Origin of the sequence: Pantoea sp. Lij88 (genome assembly GCF_030062155.1) — a bacterium.
Taxonomy (GTDB): domain Bacteria; phylum Pseudomonadota; class Gammaproteobacteria; order Enterobacterales; family Enterobacteriaceae; genus Pantoea.
Window position 1 is genome coordinate 2121109 of sequence record NZ_CP118269.1, and the last position, 14515, is coordinate 2135623.

The window sequence follows — 14515 nt, forward strand, 5'->3', positions numbered from 1 at the left end:
AGGCTTATCAGGCGCGTGATTTCAACTGCGCCAGGATGTCCTCACGGCTGCCGGTTTCACCCAGACGCGGGAAGATCAATTTCACGCTGTTGTTGTGGGTATCAAGGCAGCAATCCAATAAGGAGGACATTGAAACTCCCAACACAATACTGACATTATTTTGCAGATTGAATAAATGACCATATGGTTATCACAATAATACCTGGATAACACATCGTAAATATAAGGAGTCCGATAGATGCATGAAAAAAACCTCTTCAGGATTTAGCTTTAATTTGTCGCATTTATTTACGACGCGATTTATCCAATAATAAAAAATGACAAACACTAAATTAAATATTATTGCTGAAATAAAGCTATTAATGGAACCCATACTCTTGCCTGCCGCCCGATTATAAAGAACTTTTAAGGCAGCAAACGATGCAATGCAGCCAGGAGCTTCACTCACAGAATGGTAAAAACTTCAGAAGCTTATCCCTTCAATGCAGCAACAATTCCCGAAAGATCAGAGTGCATTCTCATAAAGAAACCAGACAAAATGACTTTTCGTTCAGGGGAAAAGCCATCATCCAGAAATGTTGATCATAAAAATATCGTCATACTGGCTATCGATTTGGCTAAATTGTTAAATGCTCTGTAATTTCACTGCGGAGAGCGAGGCATGTAGATAAGCAGATATAAAAAATTGTCTCCTGGCAAGATTCAGATATTATGCGCCAAATCTTTGTGATATCTAATTACTGTTTATAATATTTTTTGCGCAACGCATTAGGATTATTTAGTATCGTATTGATATTTTTTGAGGAGCGACTGTTATGGATAATAAGCTTCAAATTGCGATGTCTCCGGTACATCTTGCGGCAGTGATTTCCGATAAGTCAGTTACTGAGTCTGAGGGAATGAGCAACCGTCTTATGGGTGGTCTTGAGCTGCTCATGGGAAGTCTGGAATTGGCTGGTGCAACAGTATTGTGCATGGCCCCCGAACCCACCGGGCTAACAAAGGCAGCATGCGTTGTCGTTGGTGCCCACAGTATGGATAGCATTAATGCTGCAGCTAACCGGGTGCTGACTGGCCAAAATACCCGGACTGCCACCTACCAGACTGCTGTTGCTCTCGCAAAAAAATTTGGCGCAGACGATAAGGCCGCATGGAATATCGGTCTTGCCGTAGATGTAGGCGTTCCTGCTGCGTTTGGCCTTTCGGTTGGTGCCGCCCGGGTTGCTTACGTCCGGGCTGGAACGTTCAGAATTGCTGAGCATGAGGCTGTAAGCTCTGTCAGAGCTGGCGGCCACACCATTGCTAAGCACGTCGCAATTTCTGATAAGGATTTACTTGCCAGGTTAGCCCGCAGCCCAAATATGCAATCAGTATCATCATATTATTCAACTCAGATCGCAGAGAAGTCGGTCAGTTCAGCCCTGAAAGCAAACCGACTAAAGATCATTTACTGGGCGAACCGGGGAAATAAAACCAGTCCTCTTGAACTTGTATACCCTACCCGGGTTGCTGTGGGTTATGGGTTCAGGCAGGGTAATGCAACGAAAGAAACATGTTACGCTGTGCGTGTTGTACTGCTTAAGCAAACCTATAACGGAAAACCTTATTATGTTCTCTCGTCTTATCCGTGGATGGGGTAATAAACCTGAAAAACAGTATCCGGCGCTAACCGGTATGCTGAGAGTGTTTTTAAGCTGCCACCATGATGACTTCGGCAATACACTTGAGGAAATGCTTCAGAGCTATGTAACTCATCACATGCCTGTTCTGGAAGCGCGGAATGAAATAAGTATCCTGCTTCAGCATGAGAACGATGATGAATTGAATATCATCATGTCAGCAATTGCGGGCGATGAGTTTCGTCCGGCTCACTGGGGAGAAACATGGCGGAGTTTTTTGATAAGAGTGATGACTACCCTCAGCATTGAAAATAAGTCTTAACGACCGCTATCCGGAGGTCTTTAACCGGGCTGAAACCGGCCACAAGTGACACACTAACTGGCTGGCTTAGAGTTGTTAACCGGATGCTGAATTTACCCGTTCGGGTCGGTTACGCCTTTCGCTAAACCATCCGGGCCACCGTTGCGGTGGCCCGGTTCTGTACGCTTATCAGGCGCGTGATTTCAACTGCGCCAGGATTTCCTCACAGCTGCCGGTTTCACCCAGACGCGGGAAGATCAATTTCACGCTGTTGTTGTGGGTATCCATATTGAGATCGGTCATCGCATCCGTCGCCAGCGTGACGTTGTAACCCAGCTCATACGCCTGGCGCGCGGTCGACTCCACGCCAATGCTGGTCGCAATACCGCAGATTACCACCTGAGTAACGCCGCGCTGTTGCAGCTCATCGTGCAGCGCCGTGGCATGAAACGCACCCCAGGTTTTCTTGGTGATGGTGAGATCATTCTGCTGCGGGGTCATCGCCGGAACCAGCGTCGCCCAGTCGGCAGGGAATTCGCCGCTGTGACGCGCCTGCTCGTTACGGCCCGGTGCGCCACCCGCCACATTCACCAGCACGACCGGCAAATCGTGCGCGCGAAACGCCTCTGCCAGACTCGCACAGCGTTCGATCACCGGCTGCGGTTCATGAACCAGCGGCAGCGCCACAATACCGTGTTGCAGGTCGATAACAATCAGCGCAGTTTTTGCATCAAGTGTGGTTACAGCCATGTTGAATCCTCGGGTTTAATCGTCAGTGAGTCGTTGCAACAGAGGGAGAACGTCTGTCAGCTGCTGCTGTTCTGCCGGGCTGAGTCGCGCTTCAAGCGTCCGGACCAGCCAGTCATCGCGCATCGCGCGACTTGAGTTAATCACCGCGAGGCTCGATTCGGTGGGCAGATAGCGGGTTTTACGGCCATCGTGCGGATCAGGCTCGCCGGTCACCAGTTCTGCCGCCAGCAGCCCGGCCACGGTCGCGCCCATTGACTGAGTGCGGACGCCCTCGGCGGCGGCCAGTTGCGTGACCGTCATCGACCCATCACGCACCAGATGGCCCAGCACCGCGACCTGCGACCAGGTGAGTTCGCCAGGCGGTGCCGACTCGCGCAACCTGCGGCCCAGCTTGCCCACCAGCATGCGCAGCAGGGCAGCGGATTCAGTCAGATCGCTCATTACTCGTCTCCATCGATAAGCGAAAGTATAAAGATACGAAGGTAAACTGTGTAGTTTGCTGCAGTATCAATTTGTAACGTCCGGGCGTTGCAGGTAGTGAATCAGGCTGTGAAAACGCAGCGGCGTGCTGAGCGGGTTACGGTAGCTGTGCAGCACGTCGGCCCTGAACTGAAAGGCGTCTCCGGTAAGCAGACGTCGCCAGAGATCCCCGACGCCCAGCAGGAGTTCACCCTCGATCACCACCACCTGCTCGACGCAGCCTGCTTCATGCGGCGACGAGTGACTCTGCGCGCCCGCTGCCAGCTCCACCGCCAGCAGATCAAAGCGCAGTTGCGGATCGTAAGGCAGCAGCGATCGGACCGACATTTCGGCATTGGGCTGACTGAACCCTGAAGCTGTGCCGGAAGGCAGCGTGCTGCCGTCGATAAAAAACGAAAAGGGAACGTTGAAACCAGTGGCAATTTTCCACAGCGTCGCCACAGTGGGGCTCGACTCGCCGCGCTCGATCTGCCCCAGCATTGCTTTACTGACGCCGGTTCGCTCCGCCGTCAGCGTCAGGCTCCAGCCATTGGCCTGGCGCAACTGTCTGAGCGCGCCGCTCAGGTGTTGATGAAAATCCGCCATTTTTTCTCCTGAATTCAGGTCCTGATGAGGGACATTATGGCGATAGTGTAACACTTGTGCGTTATAGCGCATCATGCGACCATGTGCGCTATAACGCACAATTTCACTGAGAGTCCGATCATGACGAGAGCAGAACCGTCCCGTTTTACCCTGCCGATGCTGGTCTCCGGCTTCGTTGCCGTGCTGGTGGGCTACAGCAGCAGCGGCGCGATTATCTATCAGATGTTTCAGGCGGCTGGCGCCACACCTGCGCAGATTGGCGGATGGCTCTCGGTGCTGGGTCTCGCGCAGGGGATCGTCTCGCTGGGTCTGTCATTACGCTACCGCATGCCGGTACTGGCCGCCTGGTCCACGCCGGGTGCCGCGCTGCTGGCCACCAGTTTTCACGGCGTTTCGCTGAATGAGGCGGTGGGCGTCTTTGTTTTCGCCAACCTGCTGATTGTTGTGTGCGGCGTGACCGGCCTGTTTGCCCGGCTGATGAACCACATTCCCGCCTCGCTGGCGGCGGCGATGCTGGCGGGTATTCTGCTGCGCTTCGGGCTTCAGACTTTTGCCGATTTGCAGAGCAACTTTGTGCTGTGCGGCAGCATGTGTCTGGCCTGGCTGCTGGCCCGACGCTGGCTGGCCCGCTATGCCATTCTGGTGACACTACTGGTGGGGATTGTCGTCGCGCTGGCCCAGCACGCCATCCACTTTCCGCCGCAGTCGATTATGCTGGCGCTGCCGGAACCGGTTATGCCGCATTTTACCCTGACGACGCTGCTGGGAATTGGCGTGCCCTATTTCATGGTGACAATGGCGTCGCAGAATGCCCCCGGCATCGCGACGTTACACGCGCACGGCTACCGACCGCCGGTCTCGTCACTGATTAGCTGGACCGGCTTCACAGCCCTGCTGCTGTCGCCGTTTGGCGGTTTTTCAGTTTGCGTAGCGGCGATTTCGGCGGCGATCTGCATGAGCGATGAGGTTGACGCTAATCCTCAGCAGCGCTGGCGTGCGGCGGTGCTGGCCGGGGTGTTCTATCTGCTGGCGGGCGCGTCCGGTGCGCTGATCGCCGTGCTGTTCAGTGCCCTGCCTGCGGTGCTGATTGAGGCGCTGGCGGGTCTGGCACTGCTTGCCACGCTGGGCGGCAGCCTGCATCGCGCACTCGATGTGCCTGCCGAACGCGACAGCGCGCTGATCACGTTTCTGCTCACCGCGTCGGGCGTTTCTCTGATGGGTATTGGCCCTGCCTTCTGGGGACTGGTGGGCGGCGTGCTGGCTCACCTGCTGCTGCTGCGTAAAACCACCTGATTGCGTGATACCTGCTGAAATATCGGTTATTTTTCCACCCGCCGATGAAAAAAACACTGGATTTACCTCCTTTTCTGCCGTTTGATTTGTCATTGCCCCGCGTAAAATCAACCTAATCGTCGATAACACGCGATTTTCTGCCTCAGACAACGACCGATAAGGGCCCAACAGGTGGCAAAAACTATTCTGCGCAGCGGTAATTTAGATGCAGTTCTGGCGTTAGGTGAAAATGGCCAGCCGGTCTATGCCTCAGCACTGCAAATTCGTGAAACCCTGCGCCTGCGCCGTCAGGGCGCACTGGCAGATTGCCTGGCGATTCCCCAGGCCAATGAACGGGGCGATCGCCTCGACTGGTATGCCCCTTTTAGCGGTCGGGTGAAATCCTGGCTGGGCGCCAGCGATCATGAACGTCGCGCGGCGCTGCAACAGCTCACCGCCTGTCAGCAGGATATGCAGGAGCTCAGTACGCGCGCGCGCGCGGCAGAGAACCCGTCGATGCGCCTGTTTGGTGCCCTGCTGAGCAAAACGCTGCAATTCCCCGACCAGCAGTATGTCTATCTGGTTGATGGCAAACCGGTTATCACCTTCTGGGGCTTTGTCGATGCCCAGGCACGCAGTCGAGATGACGCGCTGGCCTGCCTGCGTGACACGCTGGAAGAGAACCTGCCGGCTACGCTGGTTGAACCGCTGCCTGAGCTGCCTGCTGCACCAGTGGTCGCTGAGCCAGTCGTTATTGCTGAGCCCGAACCTGAATCCACACCTGAACCCGAAGTTGTTGCAGAACTGCTGCCGGTTGCGGCATCCGCTGAACCACAGCCGGTCACGCCAGTGGCGGCCCGCCGCCGTTTCCGCGTCTGGTATCTGTTACCCCCCGTGGCGATTGCTGCTGCCGTGACGGTAGCCGTGCTGCTGCATAAACCGGAACCTGTGGTTACACCGGTTGCCACAACGAAGCCGGTAACTACCCCAGCGCCGGTATCCACCCCGGCACCCGCGGCGACTCAGGCACCGGTTGCGGCGACACAGTCTGCTGCACCGTCCGCTACGACACCTGCGGAGACAGCAACGACTGAGAAACAGCCCGAATCGCTGCCGCTGAAACCAGCCAGTGCTGGTACGACCGAAGCCGCGCCTGCCGCTTCATCTGCTACCCTTGCCAGTGTAGTAACGCCGCCGGTTCCGGCGAAAGCCGATGACCTGATCGTGACCCCGGACGCCGTGCGTGAAGGTCAGGTGCAGGTGATTGATGGCCGCTGGCGTGTCACTATCGACCAGATACAGACGCCAACCGGTAAACCGCCGGTGATGCGTTTCCAGTTTAAAAATGGCAAAGGCACCGTGCAGGTCGCCCAGGGCAATACCATCTGTAAAGCCGATGTCAGCGCCGCCATGACCAGTGCCGGTAACCTGGTGATTGAGAGCCGCTACACGGCGAAATGTCAGAACAATTCGCGCTACCGTATGCCACTGCTGGTCTGCCATGCGAGTATGGGCGCCGCCGTGTGTGAAGCACAGTATGCTGATGACCGGGTCTTCCCGATGACGATTAAGCGTGAGAGTAAATAACGATGCTGGCTCCCCTGATCGATGACAAACAAAAAATTTCGCTGATTGAAAACAGCGGTGTGCAGTTTCTGGATTTTGGCCTGCAACTCTCTGATACCCCGGCGCGCCGCCAGTTTGTGCGCCAGACTGCCAACGGCCCACTGTTACGCCTTAAGGTCGATGGCAACAGCGGCAAGTTCCTGCTCTACCCGGAAGATGGAGGTGCCGCTGAAGTGGTGCGCCCGGAGTCCGATATCGCCCTGGCGGATTCACTGACCCTGCTGTCGGCCTGCTGGCTGCCGTTGCCGATGCTGCGCTGCGCCAGCGGACGCCGTTTTATCGGCGGCCCTGAAAACTGGGCGCGTATGCGTCTGGTAGCCCTGCCCGCGCCCGATGCGGCGGGCAATACCCATCGCGTCAGCCTGGCCTTCGATACCCGCTGCGTGGCGGAGCAGGATGGCGGCGAACAGCTCGGCCTCAGCGCTGCCGATGCGCAGAATGGCGTGACCTTTGCGCTCGCCTGGCACAACTACGAGCTGGGTGAGTTTCTGGACCTGACCTGGGTGGACGGCTGGCTGCGCGAATCCTTTACCGATCGCGTTTCCGATCGCCGCGAACAGGCGATTAATCAGGCGCTGCGCGAGTTTGAGTATCAGGCGCACTACCTCAATCTGCTGGAGCTGCTGGGCGAACAGCTCGACCTCAGCGAAATCCATATTCAGGCCGCCACGCTGCAGACCCCGGCGGTCAACGTCGATATCATTCTGGATGTCGGCAACTCCCATACCTGCGGCGTGCTGGTGGAAGATCATCCGGAAGAGAGCAACGGCCTGAAGCAGACCTATGAGCTGCAACTGCGCGATCTCTCTGAGCCGCATCAGGTTTACAACGAGCTGTTTGATAGCCGTCTGGAGTTTGCCGAGACCCGTTTTGGCAAAGCCAACTTCTCGCTGGAGAGCGGTCGTGAGCAGGCCTTTATGTGGCCCTCTCTGACGCGCGTCGGACGCGAAGCGAGCCGTCTGGCCCTGCAGCGTGTGGGACTGGAAGGCAGCACCGGCCTCTCCAGCCCGCGCCGTTATCTGTGGGATGAAGCGCGCTATCAGCCAGGCTGGCGTTTTAATACCCCTGGCGATCAGGCTGAACCGCTGGCCTATGCCGCGCCCTTCACCACCCTGCTGAACGACGAAGGCCAGCCGCTCTCTACGCTGGCACCTGACGATCGTCTGCCGGTCTTCTCACCGCACTACAGCCGCAGTTCGCTGATGACCTTCATGCTGTGCGAGCTGCTGGCTCAGGCGCTGATGCAGATGAACAGTGCGGCACAGCGTCAGCGGATGCCGCAGAGCCACGCGCCGCGTCAGCTGCGCCATGTGATTCTGACGCTGCCGTCAGCGATGCCGAAGCCGGAGCGCGAAATTTTCCGCCGCCGGATGCAGGAAGCGCTGGCGCTGGTCTGGAAAGCGGAAGGCTGGCTGGCGGACGAAGATGACCTGTCACCTTCGCTGCCGCGCCAGAACCCGAAACCGCTGCCGGATGTGCAGATGGAGTGGGATGAAGCGACCTGTGGTCAGATGGTCTGGCTGTTTAACGAAACCCAGGTCAACTTTGCCGGTCGCGCCGAAGACTTTTTCAGCAGCATGGCCCGTCCGGATCGCCCGCGCGAGGCTGACGAACTGCCTGGCAAAAGCCTGCGTATCGCCTCGATTGATATCGGCGGCGGCACGACCGACCTCGCCATCACCCAGTATCGTCTGGATGATGGTCAGGGCAACAACGTCAAAATCACCCCGCGCCTGCTGTTCCGCGAAGGCTTTAAAGTGGCGGGCGACGACATCCTGCTGGATGTGATTCAGCTGTGGATTTTACCGGCGCTGCAGCAGCATCTGCAGAAAGCGGGTCTGACGCTGGCAGAACCGCTGATGAACAAGCTGTTTGGTCACGACAGCCGCATGGACGGTCAGGCGACACTGCGTCAGCAGGTCACCTTACAGCTGTTTATACCGCTGGCGCAGGCGGTGCTGGAGCGCTACGAAAACTGGGATCCGCTGGAGAGCCACGCAGAAATTAATGCCCTGTTTGGCGAGCTGGTCGATCAGCCACCCGGCGAGGCGGTGCTGGCGTTTGTTAATGGCGAGATTCAGCGCGAGCTGGGCGGCAACAGCCGCTTTGACCTGCTGCAGGTGCCGCTGGTCGTCAGTCTGGCGCAGCTGCATGGCGAATTTATGCAGCACCGCATGGCGATCATTCCGGCGCTGCGCTCAATGTGTGAAGTGGTGTCGCTCTATCAGTGTGACGTGCTGCTGCTGACCGGGCGTCCTTCGCGCTTCCCTGGCATTCAGGCGCTGGTGCGCCATCTGCAACCGCTGCCGGGCAGCCGGATTCTGTCGCTGGAAGGCTATCACACCAGCGACTGGTATCCGTTTAACAAGCATGGCCGCATCGACAACCCGAAATCCACGGCGGCGGTCGGCGCGATGCTCTGCCTGCTGGCGCTGGATCTGCGCCTCAGCAGCTTCTGGTTCCGCGCGGGCGACTTTGAACCCTACTCGACGATTCGCTACCTGGGCGTGCTCGATGAAAACCAGGCGCTGACGGACGAGAACCTCTGCTACAGCGAAATTGACCTCGACGATCCCGGCTATGTGCTGGATAAAAAGAGCAGTTTCCGTATTCGCGGCAACGTCTGCCTGGGTTTCCGTCAGCTCGATAACGATCGCTGGCCCGCCTCGCCGCTCTACAGCCTGACGCTGAACGACGCCACGCTGGCGCGTAAAGTGGCCGGTGAGAGCGTGCTGCGTATCCGTCTGGCCGTGAAAGCGGGTCCTGATGCGGCTGGCCCGGAAACCCTGGTGCTGAGCGATGCGCGCCTGGATGATGGCACCCGCGTGCCACTGGAGCAGTTAAGTCTGAAGCTGAATACCCTGTCGGCGACCGGCAATGCCAATGCGCAATACTGGATTGACAGCGGGAGCGTGTGTAAACGATGAAAGCTTTGAAACCCCGTCAGCCACAAACGCTGGCAAAACGTCTGAGCCTGTTGCAGGACGCACTGAATAACAGCCTGACGTGGATTGAGACCACCCGCGAACAGTCGCCACGTCTGGCGCTGGAAGCCGAAACCCTGACGCTGCAACTGCGCCAGGCGCGCGTGCAGGCGCAGGCACTGGCACAGCAGGTGGCACGACCGGTGACGCTGGCGCTGTTTGGTCAGTCACAGGCGGGCAAAGCCTGGCTGCTGAACGAAATGGTGGCCGATGCCCAGGGTCAGTTGGTGACCCGCATGGGCGATAAACAGCTGAGCTGGTTCCAGCATATCAATCCCGGCAACCTCGATTTTGCTACCGCGACCCGCTTCAGCCATCAGCGCGAGCCGCTGTCAGGCGAGTGGCCGGTTGAACTGACGCTGCTGAGCGAAGCGGAGATCGTGCGGCTGATGGTCGCCTGTGCCGGCGAGACCACGCCCGACACCGCCCAGATCGACAGCGCACTGCAGCGCCTGCAGCGTCATCGCCTTGCCACGCCGCTGGCCGGTCTGGAAGGTGATGCGCTGGTCACGCTCTGGTCCTGGAGCCGTCGCCGTCCGCACCACGATGTGCGGCTCGATCGTCACTTCTGGCCGCAGGCGGTTGAACTGGCGCCCTGGCTGAGTGTTGACGACCGGGTGCAGCTGTTTTCACTGCTGTGGTCGGGTCAGCCCGAACTGAATGAGATGCTGCGCAGCCTGCTGCATCTGCGTCACCAGCTGCGTAACAGCACCCGCGTGCTTGCCCCGCTGAGCCTGCTGACCGACGCGTCACTGCTGCCAGCTGAGCAGCTGATTGTGCCAGCCAGTGAACAGGATCTGCAGCAGCTGGTCGAAGTCTGCCCGCTGAACGGCAACCGCATCGGCAAAACGCAGAACGTCCCGCTGGGATTACTGGCGCTGCTGACGCTGGAAGTGCTGGTGCCGCTAAGCTCCACACCGCGTACCGCGCTTTATGATGATGCCGATATGCTGGAGCTGCCCGCGCCGGGCCAGTCCGCTGATACGGCCACTCAGGAAGATCGTCAGCGTCTGCAGCAGCAGGATCCACTGCGTGCGAAGCTGCTGGAACAGAAACGCGCCCTGCTGCCCGGCTTCTATGCCGCGCGTCAGGCAATTGACCTGCTGCTGGTCTGCACCGCAGCCAGCCACCGTCAGGATGCTGACCTCGCCAGCGAAACGCTGCGCGAATGGCAGCGTCAGCAGCCCGCTCAGGAATCGGCAGAGAAACCGCGCCTGATCTGGGCGATTACCCCGTTCGATGCCCGCCATCAGCAGGTCAATGTGGATGAAGCGGTGCAGCGTCAGATGGGACAACCTGGTCAGCACTGGGGATCGATGCTGGCACTGGATCGCGCAGGCGTCGATCGCATGGCGAGCTGGTTACTGGAAGAGATGCAGCCGGAAGCCCGCCGCGACATGCTGCTGGCTCAGCTGGCGCAGATTCAGCACACCGTGGTGGAGCGGCGTCTGCTGCCCTGGACCGAAGCGGGTGCCAGCCCGGAACAGGCGGCACGCAAACAGAACATCGCCGATACGCTGCTGAAGTGTTTACAGCATCGCACCGGCCTGCATGGCGAGCTGCTGGAGCGTCTGCAGCCGCCGCGTGAAGCGCTGCGTCAGCTGTGGCTTAATCAGTCGGCACTGCAGGGCAGCAAACCGGCCAACATTCAGGCTCCGGAAAATCAGTTCGGTATCGGGTTTGAATTCGACCTGTTCAGTGAAAGCCCGGCTGAAGCGCCGGTTCAGCCGCGTCAGAGCCTGCAGAGCGCCCAGCAGTTCCCGCGTCAGGTGCTGCTGCTGTGGCTGGATCATCTGCGTCAGCTGCCGGAAAACCGCAGCCTGCTGGCGTTGCTGAACGTGGATAAAGCGACGATGGAGTGGCTGGTTGAGGAGTTGATCACGGCCGGTTTCCGCACCGATATCGCGCAGAAACTGCAGCAGGCGCTGCATGAGCCGGATACACAGAGCGTCAGCCATGAATCCCGCGCCGATCGTCAGGTGACGCGCGCGATGACGGTGCTGGGGGATTTTGTGGCCTGGCTCGGCTTTTTACAGCGTCCTGAATCCGAACGTCCGCCCAGCCGTGTTAACCGGGGTCAGGTGATTTTCTCACGTCCTCCGGCGCCCAGCGTCAGCTTCAGTGCCGGTCAGCGTCTGACCAAACTCTCTGCGGCACCAGCTAACCACACCGCCTACTATATCTACGACTGGCTGGTGGGTCTGAACCAGGTGATCATTGAGAACAACGGTTACACCGGCGGCGGCGATCTGCCGCTGGCGGCCCGCGAAGCGCTGGTTGCGCTGCTCAAACCACTGCGCGCTTAATCGATGATCAGGCGCAGTTCGCCCCCCAGCGACTGCGCCGCCTCTTCCAGCAGCGCCAGCACCGGCGCTAAATCCGCCCCATGCGCAGCATAGTGCTGCAGCCAGACCGTGGCAGGCAGTGCCATCCCACCCGTCAGCCAGTCCCATAACGCATCCAGATTATGTCCGAAACTCTCAGGGCAGCCGCTCTGATCGGCAAACTGCTGATAAAACGCCGCGCGCGTGGTGAGCTGGCGCAGGTCAAAGGTCAGATTAAGCATGTTCAGGGCACCTGTCTGAAGCTGCGGTAGTGATCGGTAGAGAGAAACACCAGCCCGTCAGTGGAGTAAACCAAGCGGTCGGCGTCGCGATGACCACAGCGATAATTCACATCCGCTTCATACCACTGACGGCCCGCCCGCGAGGGCAGACGCTTTTCACGGTTGGTAAAACGATCGCCACCGATGGCTTTGCCAGGCAGCACGTCGCACAGGTTGCCTTTGGCCGGATTCCAGCCACGCTTACGCGCCTCACTTTTGGTGACGTAGTAATCCGGCAATTGCTGATGCTGCAGGACCCAGCGCGCCACGGTATGGGCATCGGTCAGGCTGGCGATATCTGCCTGAGCAGGAGCTGAAACGGTATTCAGCCAGGGTTTCAGGCCGTAGAAGCAGACCGCGAGGACGAGGAAAAGTCCAATCCAGAGTTTTTTTGACATGATGGCATCCGAGACAACAGGACGCAGATGATACCAGTTTTGCGCACAGAGAAAAGCGCGGGCCAGACATGCTGGCCCTGGCGAGGTTATGCTGCGTGCGATTCCCCGCTGTGACGACGCCATGCACCCGGCGCGACACCGTACTGACGTTTAAAGCTGCGGTTAAAAGATTGCTGGGAGTCAAAGCCTAACGAGATCGCCACATTGAGAATCGGCTCATCCGTGGTGGTCAGACGATCGGCTGATTTTTTCAGCTTCTTCACGCGAATGTATTCACCCAGTGGATAGCCGGTGTGCTCTTTGAACATGCGCTGCAGGTGCCACTTGGAGTAGCCCGCGCGCTCTGAAACGGTATCCAGATCCAGACGTGCTTCGATGTTGTTATCAATCCAGTCGATTAAATCGTGAATAAAGGCGTCACTCATCATTCCAGTCTCTCCTGTCGCCGTGGCGAAAAGTATTAGTATCAGTTGCAGTTACACTTAAGGGTGGCTGACTATGCCATTTAATGCAAGTTTTATTAGTACATTAAATGCCGCACTATTTGTGTGGTTTTTACTGATTTGTTCAGGTCTTCATCACCCCGCCCCAAACCGCACATAAAGTGTATCTGTTATTCTTGCAGTTGCCAGCCACGCAAGCCTACACTCACTGCGATTAATTGCAATCTTAAAAGTTGCAAATATTGGCCTGCAGGCCGTCTGTTTATATCTATCGCGGAATAACAACAATGATCACGAACCGGGTTCGTCAGGGTTTAACCCTCTTAGGGATGGTACTGCTCATCACTCAACTGAGCGGCTGCGACAAGGGTGTGGCGCAAAACGCCCCGCCACCACCGCCTGAAGTGAGTGCCGCACCCGTGCTGATCAAGCCGGTCAGTCAGTGGGACAATTTCAATGGCCGGGTTGAAGCGGTGCAGAGCGTGCAGCTGCGTCCGCGCGTCTCGGGCTACATCGACGCTGTTAACTATCGCGAAGGCGATGAAGTCAAAAAAGGTCAGGTGCTGTTTACCATTGATGACCGGAGTTACCGCGCGGCGCTGGAGCAGGCCAAAGCGGAACTGGCACGTGCGCGCAGTCAGGCCAGTCTGGCCCGCAGCGAATCGGGCCGCAGCGAGAAGCTGATTGGCACGCAGGCGATTTCCCGCGAGGCATGGGAACAGCGTCGCTCTGCCGCCAGTCAGGCGCAGGCGGATGTGCTGGCTGCAGAAGCCGCGGTCGATATGGCCCAGCTGAACCTCGATTTCACCCGCGTCACCGCGCCGATTGATGGCCGCGCCAGCCGGGCGATGATTACCGCCGGTAACCTGGTGACCGCCGGCGACAGCGCCAGTGTGCTGACCACGCTGGTATCGCAGCAGCAGATGTATGTCTATTTCGATGTCGATGAGAATACCTTCCTTAACTATCAGGCGATGGCGCGTCAGGGCCAGCAGCGTCATGCGCTGCCGGTGGAGATTGCGCTGGTCGGCGAACAGGGCTTCCCGCATCAGGGCAAAATCGACTTCCTGGATAACCAGCTGACCGCCAGCACTGGCACCATTCGGATGCGTGCCCTGCTCGACAATCAACAGCGTCAGTTCACGCCTGGCCTGTTTGCCCGTGTGCGTCTGCCAGGCAGCGCGCAGTTCGAGGCGGTGCTGATTGATGATAAAGCGGTATTAACCGACCAGGATCGCAAATATGTCTACGTGGTGGATGGCGAAGGCAAAGCACAGCGGCGCGATATCCAGCCCGGCGCGATGATAGATGGCCTGCGTATTGTTAAGTCGGGTCTGCAATCCGGTGACAGGGTGATCATCGCCGGTCTGCAAAAAGTATTTATGCCCGGCATGCCGGTCACTGCTCAGCAGGTCGCCATGCGTGCGGCAGCCGCTCAATAATTCGAGGCCG

General features: G+C 58.1%; 14 protein-coding genes. 7 read left to right on the top strand and 7 right to left on the bottom strand.

Features of this window, described 5'->3' with window-relative positions; genetic code table 11:
- Positions 1 to 7 precede the first annotated feature (7 nt).
- Entirely contained in the window at positions 8 to 130 is a 123-nt protein-coding gene (locus PU624_RS13675) for a hypothetical protein (protein ID WP_283545426.1), read from the bottom strand.
- A gap of 685 nt (positions 131 to 815) precedes the next feature.
- Between PU624_RS13675 and PU624_RS13680 the strand changes: the two genes are divergently transcribed.
- On the top strand, positions 816 to 1640 hold the full coding sequence (locus PU624_RS13680; RefSeq protein ID WP_283545427.1) for an RNase A-like domain-containing protein: 825 nt from the start codon (positions 816 to 818) through the stop codon (positions 1638 to 1640).
- A complete protein-coding gene (locus PU624_RS13685; RefSeq protein WP_283545428.1) occupies positions 1609 to 1941 on the top strand; it encodes a contact-dependent growth inhibition system immunity protein in 333 nt (110 codons plus the stop codon). The genes PU624_RS13680 and PU624_RS13685 overlap by 32 nt, the downstream gene beginning before the upstream one ends.
- A 168-nt stretch (positions 1942 to 2109) precedes the next feature.
- On the opposite strand, the gene PU624_RS13690 is transcribed toward PU624_RS13685, so the two are convergent.
- The 3 genes from PU624_RS13690 to PU624_RS13700 all read right to left on the bottom strand — a co-directional run bounded on the left by PU624_RS13690 (position 2110) and on the right by PU624_RS13700 (position 3735).
- On the bottom strand, positions 2110 to 2670 hold the full coding sequence (locus PU624_RS13690) for an isochorismatase family protein (RefSeq protein WP_283545429.1): 561 nt from the start codon (positions 2668 to 2670) through the stop codon (positions 2110 to 2112).
- Between the two features lie 15 nt (positions 2671 to 2685).
- Positions 2686 to 3111 (bottom strand): MarR family winged helix-turn-helix transcriptional regulator, encoded by a 426-nt coding sequence (locus PU624_RS13695; RefSeq protein WP_283545430.1) that lies wholly within the window; start codon positions 3109 to 3111, stop codon positions 2686 to 2688.
- Between the two features lie 66 nt (positions 3112 to 3177).
- On the bottom strand, positions 3178 to 3735 hold the full coding sequence (locus tag PU624_RS13700) for a helix-turn-helix domain-containing protein (protein WP_283545431.1): 558 nt from the start codon (positions 3733 to 3735) through the stop codon (positions 3178 to 3180).
- 120 nt (positions 3736 to 3855) lie between these two features.
- Here PU624_RS13700 and PU624_RS13705 point away from each other — a divergent pair, with 120 nt between their 5' ends.
- The 4 genes from PU624_RS13705 to PU624_RS13720 all read left to right on the top strand — a co-directional run bounded on the left by PU624_RS13705 (position 3856) and on the right by PU624_RS13720 (position 11923).
- Positions 3856 to 5028 carry a benzoate/H(+) symporter BenE family transporter gene (locus PU624_RS13705; protein WP_283545432.1) on the top strand — a complete coding sequence of 391 codons (1173 nt, stop codon included), beginning with the start codon at positions 3856 to 3858 and terminating at the stop codon, positions 5026 to 5028.
- 171 nt (positions 5029 to 5199) lie between these two features.
- Positions 5200 to 6594, top strand: a complete 1395-nt coding sequence (locus PU624_RS13710) for an SrfA family protein (RefSeq protein WP_283545433.1) — start codon at positions 5200 to 5202, stop codon at positions 6592 to 6594.
- 2 nt (positions 6595 to 6596) lie between these two features.
- The gene (locus PU624_RS13715) at positions 6597 to 9560 is read left to right on the top strand and encodes a virulence factor SrfB (protein WP_283545434.1); all 2964 of its coding nucleotides are present in this window, start codon (positions 6597 to 6599) and stop codon (positions 9558 to 9560) included.
- Entirely contained in the window at positions 9557 to 11923 is a 2367-nt protein-coding gene (locus PU624_RS13720) for a virulence factor SrfC family protein (protein WP_283545435.1), read from the top strand. The genes PU624_RS13715 and PU624_RS13720 overlap by 4 nt, the downstream gene beginning before the upstream one ends.
- On the opposite strand, the gene PU624_RS13725 is transcribed toward PU624_RS13720, so the two are convergent.
- The 3 genes from PU624_RS13725 to PU624_RS13735 form a co-directional block, all read right to left on the bottom strand.
- Complete coding sequence (locus PU624_RS13725; RefSeq protein WP_283545436.1) at positions 11920 to 12183, bottom strand: barstar family protein; 264 nt, start codon at positions 12181 to 12183, stop codon at positions 11920 to 11922. The two genes, PU624_RS13720 and PU624_RS13725, sit on opposite strands and share 4 nt — an antisense overlap.
- 2 nt (positions 12184 to 12185) lie before the next feature.
- On the bottom strand, positions 12186 to 12620 hold the full coding sequence (locus tag PU624_RS13730; protein WP_283545437.1) for a ribonuclease domain-containing protein: 435 nt from the start codon (positions 12618 to 12620) through the stop codon (positions 12186 to 12188).
- Between the two features lie 86 nt (positions 12621 to 12706).
- Positions 12707 to 13048 carry a helix-turn-helix domain-containing protein gene (locus PU624_RS13735; protein ID WP_003853463.1) on the bottom strand — a complete coding sequence of 114 codons (342 nt, stop codon included), beginning with the start codon at positions 13046 to 13048 and terminating at the stop codon, positions 12707 to 12709.
- Between the two features lie 302 nt (positions 13049 to 13350).
- Here PU624_RS13735 and PU624_RS13740 point away from each other — a divergent pair, with 302 nt between their 5' ends.
- Positions 13351 to 14505: an efflux RND transporter periplasmic adaptor subunit gene (locus PU624_RS13740; protein ID WP_283545438.1), complete on the top strand. Its 1155-nt coding sequence runs from the start codon at positions 13351 to 13353 to the stop codon at positions 14503 to 14505.
- Positions 14506 to 14515: the final 10 nt, after the last annotated feature.